A 16108-nucleotide genomic window follows, 5' to 3' on the forward strand; every position below is an offset into this window, starting at 1 on the left:
ATATAAAAATCATGGATCATTTTATATATAATTATGAGGATTCAATATATTCAATTAAGTCAATAACAATATTATCCCAGTTATTATTTTTTAAAATAAATTCTTTTGAGCTACTTCCTAATTTTATACTTTCATCACGACTAGGAAGGTTACTAAGTACTTCGTTTAACTCTTCCCCTGAAAAACCTCTTACATTAATTAGATATTTTTTATAACTATTACTTAATCCAGGAAACGAATTAGATATAACAGGAACACCTGAACCCATAAATTGGATAAGCTTAGAAGGAAAAGAGTAGCTACAGGCTATACTATTAGGGTCTCTAAGATTTATCAAATAATCTGCTTTAGATAAAGCCTGCGATAACTCGTTAATTGGAACACTACCCTTATACTTAACCCTATTATCATTTTTCATATACTCTATCAGTTTTGGTATCTCATTACCTGTGCCATAGAATACAAACTCCACTTTATCATTTCTATTACCCTTCAAATAATTAAGGATAATAGAAATACCATTCTCATTATTTATAGTACCTGCAAAAATTATTTTTGTTTTTTTATTGCTAGTTAACTTCCTGTTATCCAAACTATCAATATTAGAATAACCTATTTTTGTTAAAATAAATGAACCAATGAATCTATTTTTCTTTAAAAATATATCATTAATAACTAAAATTCCATTAAAAAACCTTAAACATAAGAACCCAAGAGAAAAATATAAATTTAAAATCAATTTCTTAAAAATATTTTTCTTTCTAGTCGCTATCTTATGCGTATCATATACGTAACTAAATATACTATAACCAAGTATTCTTGAAAAAATCAGCACTAAATTTAAATTAAGATTATATCCAGAAGTAATTATTTTAGAATTATTATATTTAGAATTATTTAAAAAGTGTAATAATCTAAAACCTCCAAAAATAGACCTATAGTTTATACTATAAAAATCAATATTATTTTTTCTATATTTTTCTATATTTTTACAGCCTAAATAAAGAACGGAAACGCTTCTCTTTTTAGACATAGCTTTTACTAGACCATCCTCAAATATTTTACTTGAAGTATCAACTATATCTCTTTCCATATAATCAATATCAAGAGATCTTGATATATATATTATTCCGTCAAATGAATTTAACTCTTGCTTTCTATTTCCATATTCAGAATACATATTGATTTCTCATTAAATGAAAACTTATATACAGTAATTTAAGAAAATAAAGCCATTCTCTTAAATTTAAGATTTTTTTCTACTAACTCATCATACGAACCCTGATCAACAACGACACCATCATCCATGAAATAAATAATATCGCAGTTTTTTACCGTTTTTAATCGATGTGCTATCATTATGATAGTTTTTTGTCCACTAAAATCATGAATAGCATCCATAACTATTTTCTCGGTAATCCCATCAAGCGCGCTAGTAGCTTCGTCAAAGATTAAAACATCTGCTTCATTGTATAATGCTCTCGCAATACCGATACGCTGGCGTTGACCTCCAGAAAGCTGTACACCACGTTCACCGACCTTAGTTTTAATTCCTTCAGGCAAATCTTCTACTAACTCCTTTAAATGGGCTAAGCTAATAGCTTTCATTACCTGATCATAATCAATCTCGTCAGCCGGTATCCCAAAAGCGATATTTTCAGCAATACTACCTTCACTTAAGAAAATACTTTGAGGTACAAATCCTAGATTGTTTTGCCAATATCTTACATTATCTTTGGTGATAAGCACTTCATCAATATACATGTTACCAGACTGAGGAGGAAGTAGGCCCAGAATAATATCGATTAAAGTAGACTTACCAGAGCCAGAAGATCCCACAACACCTATTACTTTATTAACAGGTATAGAAATACTGATATTATTGAGAGCATAATTTTCTTTGTTGGGATAAGCAAAATTAATATCCTCAAGCTTGATTTGCTGCTCAAATTTTAGCTTTTGAGATACCGTTCTTTCATTGAGCTCATTCTGAGTTATTTTTGATTGCTGCAAATCCTCTTTGACAGCTTGAAAAGCTGCAGAGTTCCCTTTAATTTGTGTAATACTGGCATAGATTTGCTGTAAAGCTGGTAGTAGCTTAAAACAAGCTAAAGCATAAATAGCTAATACTGGAAGCACCTGTCCCAAGTCTCCATTATAACTTTTTATTAAAACCAACACTAAGCTAATCATGGCTCCAAAAGCAAGTAGCTCAACAAAAAATCTAGGTACTAGGCTAACAGTATTATTAGTTCCTTGCGCGTGAGCTTGTAAAGAACCCTGTTCTGTAAACCTATCTATAAAGTCATATTTACGGTCTAATAGCAATACATCCTTAATGCCACCAAATCCTTCATTCATCAATCTAAATCTCTGAGTAGAGACAGTTGATAGCGTACGCCCATTCAGTATCAGAGATTTACGCACTAGCTTATACATAAGCATATAGGATAAAACAAATGCAGATATCCCTGCTAATGCTATAAAAGGATTATAGATAAAGATACTTACTGAAATAAATACAGCTAACACTAACTTAGCATTAAGGTTCATCAAAGGCTCAATAATACCATTACTAATTCTAGTAGCTTCAGTAGAAACTTGTTTGGTAAGCTGAGCACTACTGCCACTAGCATGAAACATCCAGGGCTGTTTCATATAGTAGGAATATAAACGGTCAGCTATCTCTGTACCTACACCTGCGCCATAAATAGCTAGTCGCCAAGTCGTGAACATTGAAACTATAGTGGATATTGTAAGCATTAATAACACGAGACAGCCTGCAATAAATATAAAATCCACAGGATTATCAAGCCCTGAAAGCTGGTAAAGCTTAGAGTAAGCTCCTTCTTTCTGTAGCATGCTTGGATCACCAACTACAGCCATAAAAGGAGCAATAGAAGCTATACCTAGTAGCTCTGTAAATGCCATAAGGATGACTAAAAACTGTAATATGTAAAAATGCTTAAGCTGATTCTTTGAAAGTAAGGAAAACAGTTCTTTTATTACGCTTAACATAAATTTTCAACTATGAGTTTAGAATGCATAAATTTTTTTAAATAAATGATCTGGCAATTATAATATCGTGTTTAACTATGAGATTCTTTATAGCCTTCTACATAATAAACAAACTGTCGTTTTAGCCAAGGGACATCAAATTGTTTTTGCTTTTCAGTCAGCTCAAATAATACCGACTCAAGCTCATCTAGTGAAAAACTATGCTCCATTGCTTGCATGATAAGAGGATGATCAGTTGATTCGACATTATCTTCACCAATAATAAGCTCTTCATAAAGCTTTTCTCCGGCTCTAAGCCCGGTAAAGATTACTTCGATATCACCTTCAGGATGGGCAGCATCTTTAATATCAAAGCCACTTAGATTAACCATTCGCTGTGCCAAATCGACAATCTTAACCGGCTCTCCCATATCGAGAACAAATACTTCACCGCCTGATGCCATTGCACCCGCTTGGATAACTAAGTTTGCCGCCTCTGGAATCGTCATAAAATAACGAGTCACATCAGGATGGGTCACTGTAATCGGCTTACCTTGTTCTATCTGTTTAGTGAATAAAGGCACGACAGAGCCCGATGAGCCTAGCACATTGCCAAAACGCACCATACTGATACAGGTTTGGCTATCTGTCTGGCTTAATGCTTGGCAGACCAGTTCTGCCAAGCGTTTAGAGGCGCCCATCACATTGGTCGGTCTTACTGCTTTATCGGTCGAAATAAGTACGAAAGTTTCGACATTGGCTTGGATAGCCGCTCGGGCGCAGTGATAAGTACCTTTAGTATTATTAATCACCCCTTCAAACGGATTATTCTCTACCATAGGTACATGTTTATAGGCGGCTGCATGATAAACCGTTTGAATATTATGGAGATTCAGTATTCTAAGCAGGTTCGATTCATTCGTGACATTACCGATGACCGCAAAAATTTTAATATCTTGATACGCTGGCGTATTTGCTTGTTTGATGGTTAGCTCTTGATGGATACTATAAAGCGCAAACTCGGACAGCTCATAAAGTACAAGGCATTTGGGCTGGTTCTTGATTACTTGACGGCACAGTTCACTACCGATAGAGCCACCAGCACCAGTGACCAAGACGCACTTACCCTTGATATTCATCTGCAGCAATTTTGCATCAGGTTCAACAGTCTGTCTGTCTAGCACATCTAAGATGTCTACTTTGCGCATGCTACTAACGGTTACTTTTTCATCAGCGATCTCTTCTAAGCTCGGCAATTCTTTTATTTTTATGGCAATACCTGACAGTTTATCTATAATCTTTCTTTTTTGCGCTCGGCTAATAGAAGGTATAGCCAGAAATACTTGTGCAATATCCAACTCTTCTACTAAGCTTACTAACTCATCAGCAGGATAGATCTTTTTGCCGAGTAAATAAGCACCAGTAAGCTGCTGGTCATCATCGATGTAAGCCACGACATTATATTTATGTGAGTTTCTTAGGCCTTCTAATAAGTCTCGACCAGCCTCTCCCGCACCATAAATAACGATATTCTCATAGCCATCTTCATTTTTAGCGCTTTGTTGGCTTTTACCTTGTAAACGAGTTAAAAACTCACGGATGGTAAGCCTACTATTCCATAACCAAATAAAGAATAGAAACAAATATAAAATGGGTACGGCACGTGGCACATCAGGAAGGAGTTTAAAATAAAGAATGGTCTGGGCGATGATGATAAGAACAAAGAATAACTGCAATACGCTACCCATCATCGCATCAAAAAAACCTCTAGCTACGCCATTATAAAACCCAATAGCATATAAGCATAAGACTGGAATCAATGCGCTCAAACTTATTACCAACGAGCTTACATGATGGTCTATATACCCATATCTTGCTGCAATGGCGAAGAATAGACAAACGGCTGACATAATAAAGTCAGCCAACATTAAGATACTACGCTTAATGCTTCTAGGTAGACTAAGCAAAAACTTAGCGCTACGCTCAGCAAGTCCAGTAGATATTATAGCGTTAGCATTATGCGATTTGGATGAGGCTAATGGGTCTATTGACATAACAAACAACTGTTTTATTCAAGCATTAATATTTGAAACATTATATATTTACCAACTTACCCTTAGTTATTATTGCCATAGGCATAACTATAATGATAGCTGTACTTACTTAGTAATCCCTGCTGTACATCATTTAAGATAATACCGTCCACTTTGATATTGGCTTTATTCATCTGATTGATCGCATATACCACCTGACCTTCTATCGACTTATCGTAGCGAGCCACCATCAACACTTTATCTGCATACTGGGATAGAATCATGGCATCAGAAGCAGCTAAAATCGGCGGTGAGTCGATAATAATATAGTCATAATGCAAGTTTAGTTCTGCCATTAAATGATCGAAACTGCCATTAGCCAATAATGATGCCGGATTACGTGGGTGCTTACCTCGTGGCATAAAGTCAATATTATCTATACCAGTCGCATGAATAAAGCCTGTTAAATCATTCACTTCTTGACCGGCAACAACTTTTGATGCTTGGGCACTATCTTTTGACAAATGTGTCTTATCTTGTGATAAGTAATCTGACAAACCATTATCCTGACTCATACTAAACATCTTATGCAGCTCACCCAAGCGCATATCGGCATCTATAATAAGGACTTTTTTATCCAACTGGGCAAATACCTCAGTTAAGTTAGACGATATAAAGGATTTACCAACACCAGGGCTTTCACCCGTGATGAGGATAACTTTAGCTCGTTGACCTGCTCGACCTTGAACTGGCATGCCAAACATCAGATTCGTTCTTAAGCTTTTAATAGCCTCATAACTTAAGCTATTATTATCCACGTAAGCCAATAGTCTATTAGAGGCTTTCTTATTCTGGCGTAATCTTGTCAATAATGGAGAACGTGGAATTGTAGCTAGCACAGGTACACCAGTCTTGGCCTCTAAACGCTCAGGGTCTTTGACCACATTTCTTAGCATATTCTTAAGCAGCACGAGCATCGTTCCAAGCATCGACCCTAAAAGCGTAGCCAATATTACTATCAACGACTTTTTAGGCGCAATCGCTTTAAAGTTGTTGATAGGTAGATCAATAATACGGGCAAAACCGATTTGGCCGGCTTTAACGATTTTTAGCTGCTCATAGTTTTTTAGTAAGGTTAAATAAATCTCTCTGTTAATAGCACTATCAGCTGATAATTGTAAAAATTCTCTTTGAATCTCAGGCAAACCTACAATAGTATCATCTATATCCTGCTTTCTAGTGTTCAGCACTTCTAACTGATCATTGATTTGAATGACTAGTGGGTGCTCTTCCGTATAGTAGGTCGTAAGATCCGCTTTCTTCAGTCTAAGCTCATTAAGTTGGACATCAATTTGCGAACTTTCTGTTAATAGTAATTCGGCTTCTTTACTTACATCAATAGTACCGTATTTTTTGCGAAACTCATTAAATATTGCTTCAGAATCTTCCAGCTTTTTCTTTAGGGTTGGAATCTGAGTTTCCATGAAACTAATGGTTTTAGTCGTTTCTTCAGAGCCACGCGACTGATTTTGATCAATATAAGATAAGACGATTTGTTTTAATATCAAGCTAGTCTGCTGCTGGTTAGCACCCGTCATAGAAAGCTGAATAATACCAGTTTGTTTACCCTTTTCAACCACAGATAAATCAGTATTTATCTGCTCTGTAGTTGTTTGGAGAGATTGCTTAGTAATATTAACTGGATATCCATCAGCTGGCAGATCATTAACCGTGATTTGAATCTGACCATCCGTTCCTCTAAATTGATGAGCCTTGCCAATCTGCCCTTTGAAGTCGTCAAAGTCATTACTTAACACAAATCCTGTCGCAGAACGTGTTAAGGTAAAAGGCTGATTTAAATACTCTTGTGAGACATTAAACTGACTGATCTCAACTTTACCGTCCTCAGTTTTAAGAGAAACACCTTCAGGTTTATTGATTTGAGTATCAGTGCTATTACTTTTAATTCTATCAATAGCGCTAATATTAGGGTCGGAAAGTCGGATGCGTAAATGCAATAAATTAACCACAGGCTCTAATATCATACGAGATTTTATCAGCTCTGCTTCTGCCTCAGCTTTACTCGCTTGCGAACCAATTAACTCTGAAATATCAGCACCTAAAGCAGCCGCACCTTTAGAGTTTTCTTCAATTTGAATAATCGCATCTGATCTAAAAGTAGGATTGACATACCTGCTATATAAGACACCAACTATCAAGCCCAATATCGCAAAAAAAACAATGATCTTCCAGCCGCGCAAGATAGCAAATAGCAGCGCCATAAGATCAATTTCTTCATTATCTTCTTTAGAGGCAGAGTTTGATAAGTTTTTTGAATCTGTATTCATAACGGTATGTTCATCACTTAAGGTTAGTCGTTTAATAGCAGCTTTTTAGCTAATTTTTTCTGACCACTGTTCTAGACTATCTACAATGTCTTGATATGCTGTCTGAAATGCACTCTTCTCATGCTTATAAGGGTCTGCAATATCTTTATCTTTCCAATGACCCAGCTTAAAGGTTTTACCGCGACAAAACGGCCAGCGCTCTTCGATCCATTTTGTTTGACCATCTGACATGGTAAAAATAATGTCAGCCTTTTTTGCCAAAATTTCATCGATTTGTTTTGCGACATGTTTAGTAATATCGATCTGTTGCTCATTCATTATTTCTAACGCCGCAGGATCCGCAGGATGCCCGACTAACGCGCCAACACCTGCAGAGTCAATATTTTTATTAGGGTAACGCTGCTTTAACAATGCTTCTGCCATGGGGCTACGACAAATATTACCAACACATACGACTAAAATATTATTAAATGCCATAATTATTGCCTATAAACCTGAAAGAATACTAACCGCAGAAGTAGAAGGAAGTATTGCACTGATAACACGATTCCAACGCGTCAAGCCAGTTGGATCAACGTAGACAATATCATTGGCCTGCATCTCGAACCGATTAGCAAGCGCGAAACTGGTAATGGTCTGCATATCCACATAATAGATATCCGTAGTCCTAGTATTAAGATTATCACGCACAACGTATATCTTAGCGGCGTTAGCAGTATTAGAATCTAGACCTTTTGATTCACCAAGCACCTGCGCTAAACTAATACCTTGCTCTAAAATAGGCACAGGCTCTACACGACCAAACTCTCCTAGGACATATACCTTATTACGGTCTTGACTATTAACATGAATAGAATCACCATCTTGAAGATAGATTTGATTGGCTGATGTTCCTAACTGACGTAACGATTGCAACCCTATATCGTAGTTTATCCCTCTACGATTAAACACAATATTATTTGAATCACCCTTAGATGTCGCACCACCTGCCATAGAGATAGCGCTGTATAAAGAGACTGGAGCATCAGCAATCGAAAATTCGCCCGGCTGTTTAACTTCACCATCTATAAAAAATTTGTTACCACGGTAATTGACCACCTTAACCTGAGGATCTGAATACTTAAGATAGCGTTGAAGCTGTTTCTGTAAATTGGCAGTAAATTGCGGGACGCTTATACCGCTGGCTTTAATACGTCCAACCAGTGGAAACTGAACGAAACCTTGTTGATCAACAGGGAAGCCTGAAACATAAGGGTTGCTGCTATCACTAGCTGCTAGAGGTGTTATGTTTGGATAGCCTGTGAGTATAATACTAAGAATATCACCTTCAGAAATGCGATATTCTGCCCGAGCAGAATTTCTTATTAACTGTGCTAAATTGGCATTTGGCATCACTGCCTGTTTTGGCGGTAACGTTGCTAGATTCAAAGGTTGAATATTAAAATGCAAACCGTTTTCAGCAATGAATGCCCCATTAGGGGGTAATTCACCCGCTTGTAGCCCAGCATTAATGCTAGTACAGCCTGAAACCAAACTAATCATTAGCAGACACGTTACACTTAATAGCTTTGATGAATTGAAAAACATAAAAAGACCTTTATAAATCATAGATATAAGTAATGTCTAGCAATGAGAAAAAAGACAGCCATACTAAAACGCACATACTATGCACAAAAAAACAAAGCCATAATAACATAGGTGGTTAAAGATTGAACAGATAAGGTAAATTTTTTGGTGAAATCTACTTAAGAGTAACATTTAGTTAGATTTAACTTTTATGAATACTAAATGGATTCATGATGCATAGCGCTTAACTATATAAACGGAAGTTTATTACACCATAGTTAGTCTTAAAGAAACTTCTCTTAAACATAGCTTTGATAAATAGCGTATAATAGTCAGTCCAAATTTACACATTGAGAAATGTGAACCCACCGATTCAAGGAAATCGTTATGAAAGATGAAAAACTCCAAAAAGCCCTCGCCCGTATGGGACTTGGCTCACGTCGTCAGATGGAAGAAGTAATTAAAGCAGGTCGCGTAACCGTTAATAATGGCCCAGCGACTATCGGCGACCGTGTCGAACAAGGCGATGAGATTCGTGTTGATGGTCGTCAGATCAAATACACTGCCGAAAATGAAAAGCGTCGTCGCGTTTTAGCCTATTACAAGCCTGAGGGCGAAGTCTGTTCTGCTAATGATCCAGAAGGTCGTCCAACGGTATTTGAACGCTTACCAAAGCTGACTCATGATCGCTGGGTAATGGTTGGCCGCTTGGATATTAATTCTACTGGTCTATTATTATTTACCAACGATGGTGAAATGGCGCATCGCCTGATGCACCCTTCTAGCGAAGTGACGCGTGAATATGCAGTACGTGTATTAGGTGAAGTGACACCAGACATCGCTCGTACGCTAACGTCTGGTGTCATGTTAGAAGATGGCATGGCACAGTTTGAAGATATCAAAGAAGGCGGCGGCGAAGGCGTCAATAAGTGGTATCACGTCAGGCTAAAAGAAGGTCGTAACCGCGAAGTACGTCGTTTGTTTGAATCACAAGGTCTTAAAGTGAGCCGTTTGCTGCGTACACGTTACGGTACGATTGTCTTACCAAAAGAGCTACGTACCGGTCGTTTCTTAGAGCTAGATAAAAAAGAAATTAATACTTTGACGGATTTAGTGAGCTTACGCCCACGTCACGGTACGGGTCTACACGGCGCCGCTAAAGAGAAACAAGAGCGTATCAAAAACAAGCCGCTCAAAGCGCGTCGTACGGACACTCGTAGCGATAGCCGTCCTAGCAGCGCAAAACCTAAGAGCAATGCTAGTCCTGCCAGTCGCGGTACGCGTAATACCCGTGACCGCAATAATAAGCGTTAACCGGATTAATTTAACGTTACTTTGAATCTTTTATAAATTTGAAGTAGTTAATAAAAAAAAGCGGTCAATGATTCATTCATTGATCGCTTTTTTATGCGTTTCTCAATAACGCTACTAACCCAAAGCTTAGCTATCATGACTATTAATATAGCTGTTCATCACTCTTAACTCTTGTAGCTGCTGAACCTCTACTTGCTTTAATAGGTCATCTAGACGATGCTCTATATTATTTAATGCCTCTTGCAATAATTCACTGGCTTCAGCTTTTTTTTGCTGATTCGACTCATTATTACTTCTATTTATATTCACTAGCTGATAATGACTGGCTAGCATTTCAGGTAAACGAGTATGCAGCATCTTATTTAACACAAACTGCTGCTCTGTGACCGCAGGCGTTTTATTTTGAGCCTGTAAGGCTTTTTGATAAGATTGATAGCTACCGACCTTGTCATCGATACGATGTAATTGACGTAGTTGGTTATCTGGCAAAACTTTTAAGTGCTTTTTATTTAAATTTAGCTGCTGACAATTGATAGAAGTTAACGATAATGGTGCATTATTATCCTGATATGTCAGCACGCCTGGGGTAATACCAACCATTTTATGCAATGCGTGCCAGCCCTTTCTACCTAAATAAATGGTAGTGACCGTCGTCACAATCCCAATACCGATTAAAACACTCATAGACACTTACTCTTTATCATTTAATCATGAGACTGAGCATTTACAGTTTAATATGTTCAGTGTTGCTCTCGCTTCTGCCATCAGTTGGACTATCAATCGCTTTGATATCTACATTACTATTAACAGTATTCTCGCTGTTGGTAAGCTTTTGAACCTCTTGATTACCCACAGAACTATTAAAACGTTCTTGTAAATATCGATTGGTCGCAAGCAGCTTTTGCCCATCTTGATGGTATGAGGCATTCAACAAGTCATCAAACTGAGTATTAATCGTACGCAGTACATCTAGCAAGGCTTCTTTACCAGTGACATTGGAATGCTTAATCTTAGTAGTGTCAGCAAGTGCGCCATCCCCCACATCTAAGTCATGCAAACGGCGATAGTCAGCCACTGCAAGCGGTACATGCCTATCCATTAGATTCTGAATCATAATGTATGTTTCGTTGACGGTATCTTTATCATCGATTTTGCCATCATTATTGGTATCACCATAAATGACACGCAGCTTCTCACCTTTTTCATTGATTTGATCAAGCGCTGTTTTCACCTCAGCAGGCAAGCTTTTTTCAGGAATATAACCCAATTGTGGCATCGCTTTGTACTCAAGCATTTTGGGCGCAGTGACTTTTTTAATACCACGATATCCTAGGTACAACCCAGCTGCTGGTAGCACTCCATATAGAATAAACATGACAAACATCGCAGTCACTTGGGTCATTATATTGTCCTAATTGTAAAGAAAATGGCTTAGCAAAATGCTTTGGAAGATTTATTATTACGTTAGATAATACTTAATGGTTATTATTAAACAAAAAAATAGAGCTTTATTAAAGCCCTAAATTGTTATGTATTGAGCCGATTGTGTTTAAAAATACTAACTGGCTTTAGATAAAGTTTTTAAATAAAAATTAGCTTTGCGTACGGCTTTTAACATAACGGTGCGTTGAAGCAAGTTTATTCATCACCGTTTGATGTAATTCCTCTAACAACTCGTCAAGCTCATAGTCAATTTCTAAAAATAAATCCGTCAACATATCACCAGCGGTCATTTTGCCTTGCACTACAGTATTCTTTGTGCGATGCGGACTAAAACGTTGCAGCTGCTCATAGTGATGCAGTGCCTCTGGAATACTTTCAGACACCAACTTATCAATAACGAATTGACGTTCATTATGTTGCTGCTGTTGTTGATCATTGAGCTCGCTACTCCACTCGCGATAGCGCTTTAGCTTACTATTAATTCGGTCCAATATGGCGACGGCTTCAATAGGCATGGCATTTAGGGTGGCCTCGTCGACCACATCAACAAGCTCAGTCATAATCGGACAGCGTCCATGTTTGAGATACCATAACGTATCTGGATCAAAAGGAGGTCTATTAGTCGGGCGCATTTGGGCGCGATTAGATAGATAGCGATCGGTCAAAGGCGTCGGCGTTCGGATATCACTCACTTGCGCTAAGGCATCACAAATACGTTCGGTACGCTGCGGCTCGGTCAGTGACGATGCACTAGAAGTTGAAGCTTTAGGTGCTGGAGAATTGACCTCTTCCTGCTTCTTACCCTTGCTATTACGCCCAATGTTATTATTAGCAGTGTCATTAGCAATGCGACTAGCAGCAGCTTGCTGAGCATTTTTGGCAGCGATGGTTGGCAGGTCATCTTGGGCTTGCCCAAACGACTGTAGCATTCTTGTCAAACTTATAACCATGACCTACCCTGCTCCTCGCTTATTCTTTATTGACCGCTGATGGCTTCTTAGCACCTGTTGCAACACACATATTGCATTCGACCATTTTATCACTTATCTTAACAGCTTTTTTCGGCGCTGCCAGTAAGCAAACGTCACCGTTTTTATTCTTAAAGGATAAGCCAACCATCATGAATTTCACCGATTATAGCACCGGTTTTTTGCTTGGTTTATCTTTGATTATTGCCATTGGTTCACAAAACGCCTTTGTGCTAAAACAAGGGCTGAAACGCGAACACATATTTTTCGTCTGCTTATTTTGCGCAGTCAGTGACGCGATTTTAATCTCTGCTGGTGTGACGGGCTTTGGTGCGGTCACAGCGCAATATCCACAAGTTGTCACTATCGCTAAAATTGCTGGCGTTATCTTCTTAATAGCTTATGGACTGCAAAGCTTATATGCCAGTGTACGCCTATCGCATGTGCTTACCGTCGAAGGCCAAGTCGTGACCAGTTTAAAAAAGGCGCTATTACTATGCTTTGGATTTACTTGGCTCAATCCACACGTCTATCTAGATACATTGGTACTGGTTGGCATGGTTTCAACCGGTGCTAGTAGTAAATTGGCATTTGCAGTCGGCGCGGTCAGTGCCTCGTTCTTTTTCTTTTTTGCACTGGGCTATGGAGCGCGCTTACTTCGACCTCTATTTGCCAAACCAAAAGCTTGGAATATATTGGACGCTTTGGTAGGCGTATTAATGCTGTATCTGGCTTGGCATTTGTATAAAAGTTAAAACCCACTATCAAAACTATAGGCAGTAGTTAAAAAAATTAGGCGTTAAAAACAAAAAAACCAAATACGCTATGGAACGTATTTGGTTTTTATTTGTCATGCTTATGAATTAGGACACTTTTTTGCGCTTTTTAGGTTTAACAAAGGTTAAGTTTAAAAAGTGCTCAAGCGAATCGTCGAGAATGTCTAACCATGGTTCTGGCAACTCAGGTGACATCGTCCCCGTCAAAGTCGAGCGATAGGCCTTTTCTCTAAAGGTCATGATATTCTCGGCTTTGTCTTTTTGCCATTCTTTTAAAATCTCGCCCTGCTTTTCAACCGCAAATTCTGGATAATCTGTGCCATTGGTCAAGTCACGAATATAAGCGGCTTGAAAGTCAATTGAATCACTAACCGTCACGCATTTAGCATACGTTGCGAGCCATTTTTGCTCATCTTCTTCACGCACTGCCAAATTGGGTAATTCAATATCACCGAGCATCACATCACGTGCATACCATGCTTGGGCATCAAACATATTAAAGGTAAAATACTGGTCTTGCATACCTAAGTAAATCAGCTTTGGATTTGGCTGCCAAAAGATACCTTTGTACAAGTTGGCAGGATATAAGCAGTTGTGCGTCTGCAAACGTAGCTCATCTGGCATAAACGGGAAATGGAATAAATAACCCGTACACATAATGATGGCGTCAAACTTTTGGCTCGTGCCATCGGCAAAGTGCGCTACATCGTCTTCAAAATGCGTCACTAACGGCACTTCTTTTATGCCTTCAGGCCAGTCATAACCCAGTGGTTGACTACGATAGCTTATGGTGACAGATTTGGTGCCATATTTATAACATTGTGTACCAATATCTTCGGCAGAATAGCTACTGCCGACCAGTAAGATATCTTCGTCTTTAAATTCTAAGGCATCACGGAAATCATGTGCGTGCAGGATACGACCTGGAAAGGCTTCTAAACCTTCAAAATATGGCATATTTGGCGTTGAGAAATGACCGGTCGCAACCACGACATAATCAAACTCTTCAACTTCTTGCTCGTCGGTTTTATGGTTCATCACTGTCACAGTGAATTTTTGCGTTTCGTCATCAAATGACACCCAACGTACGGGGCATTCAAAACGAATGTATTTTTGGATGTCTTGTTTATCAATACGGCCCATGATGTAGTCTTTTAGGACTTCACGTGGTGGATACGATGGGATGGCTTCACCAAAATGCTCATCAAATGAATAATCGGCAAACTCTAAGCATTCTTTGGGACCATTTGACCATAAATAGCGGTACATACTGCCGTGAACGGGTTCACCGTTTCTATCTAGACCCGTACGCCAGCTGTAATTCCACATGCCACCGATGGCATTTTGTTTCTCATAACATATTATTTCAGGTAAATCCTTTACCCCGGCTAAACGAGCCGCTTCAAAGGCACGTAACTGTGCCAAACCGCTTGGACCTGCACCTAAAATCGCAATTCTTTTCTTACTCAAAACCAACTCCTATAATATTATCGTACCCCTATTATAACATATTTGTATGGATGACGTTTTGATAGCAGACTTTTGGTAATTGATTGAATTTTTTGCAAGTGCGATAAAAATTAAAAAAGCAGTTATAAAACAACCTTTTAAGTTAGAATCTCGGTTTTTTTGGTGAAGAGGCGAGCTTTCTTGATTATAGATGAAGTGGCTTAATAACTTATAGGCTATGCTTTTCTACATAGCCTAAAAACCGGAAGTTTTGAATATATGAAAATATAGTTTGTACGAGAGGTGACATTAAAACGCTAAAGTAAGGTTAAATAAGTGTAGAGAAAAATAATACTTATATCAAATCAGGAAATAAGGTACGTAGTCCATTAACGATAATTTCAATAGCCACTGCCGCGAGTAACATACCCATGATTCGGCTCATAATATTTAGCCCTGTATCACCCAGTAAACGACTGATACGACCGGCTGCCATCAACGCTAAATAACAAAATAAGCTGATAAATAACCCAGCAATCAAAATAGCAGAGACTTGCAAAATGCCAGTCACCTGTGATGAATAAATAATCACCGTCGAAATACCGCCGGGTCCAATCATCATCGGAATAGCAATCGGCACCACCGCTGCTGCCATCGTTGGCGGCGCACCGTGCAGATGATCAACATCAAAGTTTTCTTGATCAGGCTTAACCGGATTGCCTTCACCATTCATCATATTTAAGGCGATTAAAAATACTAAGATACCGCCAGCTAACTGGAATGAACCAATCGAGATACCCAACGCTTTTAGTAGCGTCTCACCTGCTAAGGTAAAAAAGCTGATAGTGATAAAAATCGTCAGGCAAGCCACACGTGCCACTTTACGGCGGTTATTGAGCGAATAGCCGCGAGTTGAATCCAAAAATAACGTCAAGGCGCCGAAGGGATTAATCAGTACCATAAAGGCTAAGATTATCTTGATAATTTCAGTATCCACTGAGCGCTCGCTTATCTATTGGTCAAATCGGGCAAAAGATAAGGTCATCGTGCACAGGCAAGGACGACCTTATAATCGGTAGCAGCGGCATTGTAGCATAGGCAGTTAAGCCTATTAAATCATTAACTTCGCTTAATTTCCCATCCTTACCAATTCAATAGCATATCCGTACAAATCTGCTCTTTTAATAGCTTTTTTGGGCGAGATTTATGCCAAA

General features: G+C 38.4%; 14 protein-coding genes. 2 read left to right on the forward strand and 12 right to left on the reverse strand.

The window, feature by feature from the left end:
• Positions 1 to 31: 31 nt before the first annotated feature.
• The 6 genes from JMW39_RS11230 to JMW39_RS11255 all read right to left on the reverse strand — a co-directional run bounded on the left by JMW39_RS11230 (position 32) and on the right by JMW39_RS11255 (position 8965).
• Complete coding sequence (locus JMW39_RS11230) at positions 32 to 1180, reverse strand: glycosyltransferase (RefSeq protein WP_201546554.1); 1149 nt, start codon at positions 1178 to 1180, stop codon at positions 32 to 34.
• Positions 1181 to 1218: 38 nt separating this feature from the next.
• Positions 1219 to 2931: an ABC transporter ATP-binding protein gene (locus JMW39_RS11235; protein WP_265088457.1), complete on the reverse strand. Its 1713-nt coding sequence runs from the start codon at positions 2929 to 2931 to the stop codon at positions 1219 to 1221.
• A 158-nt stretch (positions 2932 to 3089) separates the two neighbouring features.
• Positions 3090 to 5051 carry a nucleoside-diphosphate sugar epimerase/dehydratase gene (locus JMW39_RS11240; RefSeq protein WP_201546556.1) on the reverse strand — a complete coding sequence of 654 codons (1962 nt, stop codon included), beginning with the start codon at positions 5049 to 5051 and terminating at the stop codon, positions 3090 to 3092.
• Between the two features lie 62 nt (positions 5052 to 5113).
• On the reverse strand, positions 5114 to 7378 hold the full coding sequence (locus JMW39_RS11245) for a polysaccharide biosynthesis tyrosine autokinase (protein WP_201546557.1): 2265 nt from the start codon (positions 7376 to 7378) through the stop codon (positions 5114 to 5116).
• Positions 7379 to 7423: 45 nt separating this feature from the next.
• Positions 7424 to 7855 carry a low molecular weight protein-tyrosine-phosphatase gene (locus tag JMW39_RS11250; RefSeq protein ID WP_201546558.1) on the reverse strand — a complete coding sequence of 144 codons (432 nt, stop codon included), beginning with the start codon at positions 7853 to 7855 and terminating at the stop codon, positions 7424 to 7426.
• A 9-nt stretch (positions 7856 to 7864) separates the two neighbouring features.
• Entirely contained in the window at positions 7865 to 8965 is a 1101-nt protein-coding gene (locus tag JMW39_RS11255; RefSeq protein ID WP_201546559.1) for a polysaccharide biosynthesis/export family protein, read from the reverse strand.
• 366 nt (positions 8966 to 9331) lie between these two features.
• On the opposite strand from JMW39_RS11255, the gene rluB reads away from it, so the two are divergent.
• On the forward strand, positions 9332 to 10258 hold the full coding sequence (gene rluB / locus JMW39_RS11260) for a 23S rRNA pseudouridine(2605) synthase RluB (protein ID WP_201546560.1): 927 nt from the start codon (positions 9332 to 9334) through the stop codon (positions 10256 to 10258).
• Between the two features lie 126 nt (positions 10259 to 10384).
• Here rluB and JMW39_RS11265 read toward each other — a convergent pair whose 3' ends face one another.
• From JMW39_RS11265 to JMW39_RS11280, 4 genes are all read right to left on the reverse strand, one after another.
• A complete protein-coding gene (locus JMW39_RS11265) occupies positions 10385 to 10942 on the reverse strand; it encodes a hypothetical protein (protein ID WP_201546561.1) in 558 nt (185 codons plus the stop codon).
• Positions 10943 to 10982: 40 nt separating this feature from the next.
• The gene (locus JMW39_RS11270; protein WP_201546562.1) at positions 10983 to 11660 is read right to left on the reverse strand and encodes a hypothetical protein; all 678 of its coding nucleotides are present in this window, start codon (positions 11658 to 11660) and stop codon (positions 10983 to 10985) included.
• 190 nt (positions 11661 to 11850) lie between these two features.
• Positions 11851 to 12651 carry a hypothetical protein gene (locus JMW39_RS11275; RefSeq protein ID WP_227679500.1) on the reverse strand — a complete coding sequence of 267 codons (801 nt, stop codon included), beginning with the start codon at positions 12649 to 12651 and terminating at the stop codon, positions 11851 to 11853.
• Between the two features lie 19 nt (positions 12652 to 12670).
• The gene (locus tag JMW39_RS11280; RefSeq protein WP_188032906.1) at positions 12671 to 12823 is read right to left on the reverse strand and encodes a hypothetical protein; all 153 of its coding nucleotides are present in this window, start codon (positions 12821 to 12823) and stop codon (positions 12671 to 12673) included.
• Between JMW39_RS11280 and JMW39_RS11285 the strand changes: the two genes are divergently transcribed.
• Complete coding sequence (locus JMW39_RS11285; protein ID WP_201546563.1) at positions 12822 to 13424, forward strand: LysE/ArgO family amino acid transporter; 603 nt, start codon at positions 12822 to 12824, stop codon at positions 13422 to 13424. The two genes, JMW39_RS11280 and JMW39_RS11285, sit on opposite strands and share 2 nt — an antisense overlap.
• 108 nt (positions 13425 to 13532) lie before the next feature.
• On the opposite strand, the gene JMW39_RS11290 is transcribed toward JMW39_RS11285, so the two are convergent.
• Positions 13533 to 14915 carry an NAD(P)-binding domain-containing protein gene (locus JMW39_RS11290; protein ID WP_201546564.1) on the reverse strand — a complete coding sequence of 461 codons (1383 nt, stop codon included), beginning with the start codon at positions 14913 to 14915 and terminating at the stop codon, positions 13533 to 13535.
• A 334-nt stretch (positions 14916 to 15249) separates the two neighbouring features.
• Positions 15250 to 15891 carry a MarC family protein gene (locus JMW39_RS11295; protein WP_201546565.1) on the reverse strand — a complete coding sequence of 214 codons (642 nt, stop codon included), beginning with the start codon at positions 15889 to 15891 and terminating at the stop codon, positions 15250 to 15252.
• Between the last annotated feature and the right edge of the window lie 217 nt (positions 15892 to 16108).

The sequence above is a fragment of the Psychrobacter immobilis genome (assembly GCF_904846175.1).
GTDB classification, from domain to species: domain Bacteria; phylum Pseudomonadota; class Gammaproteobacteria; order Pseudomonadales; family Moraxellaceae; genus Psychrobacter; species Psychrobacter immobilis_E.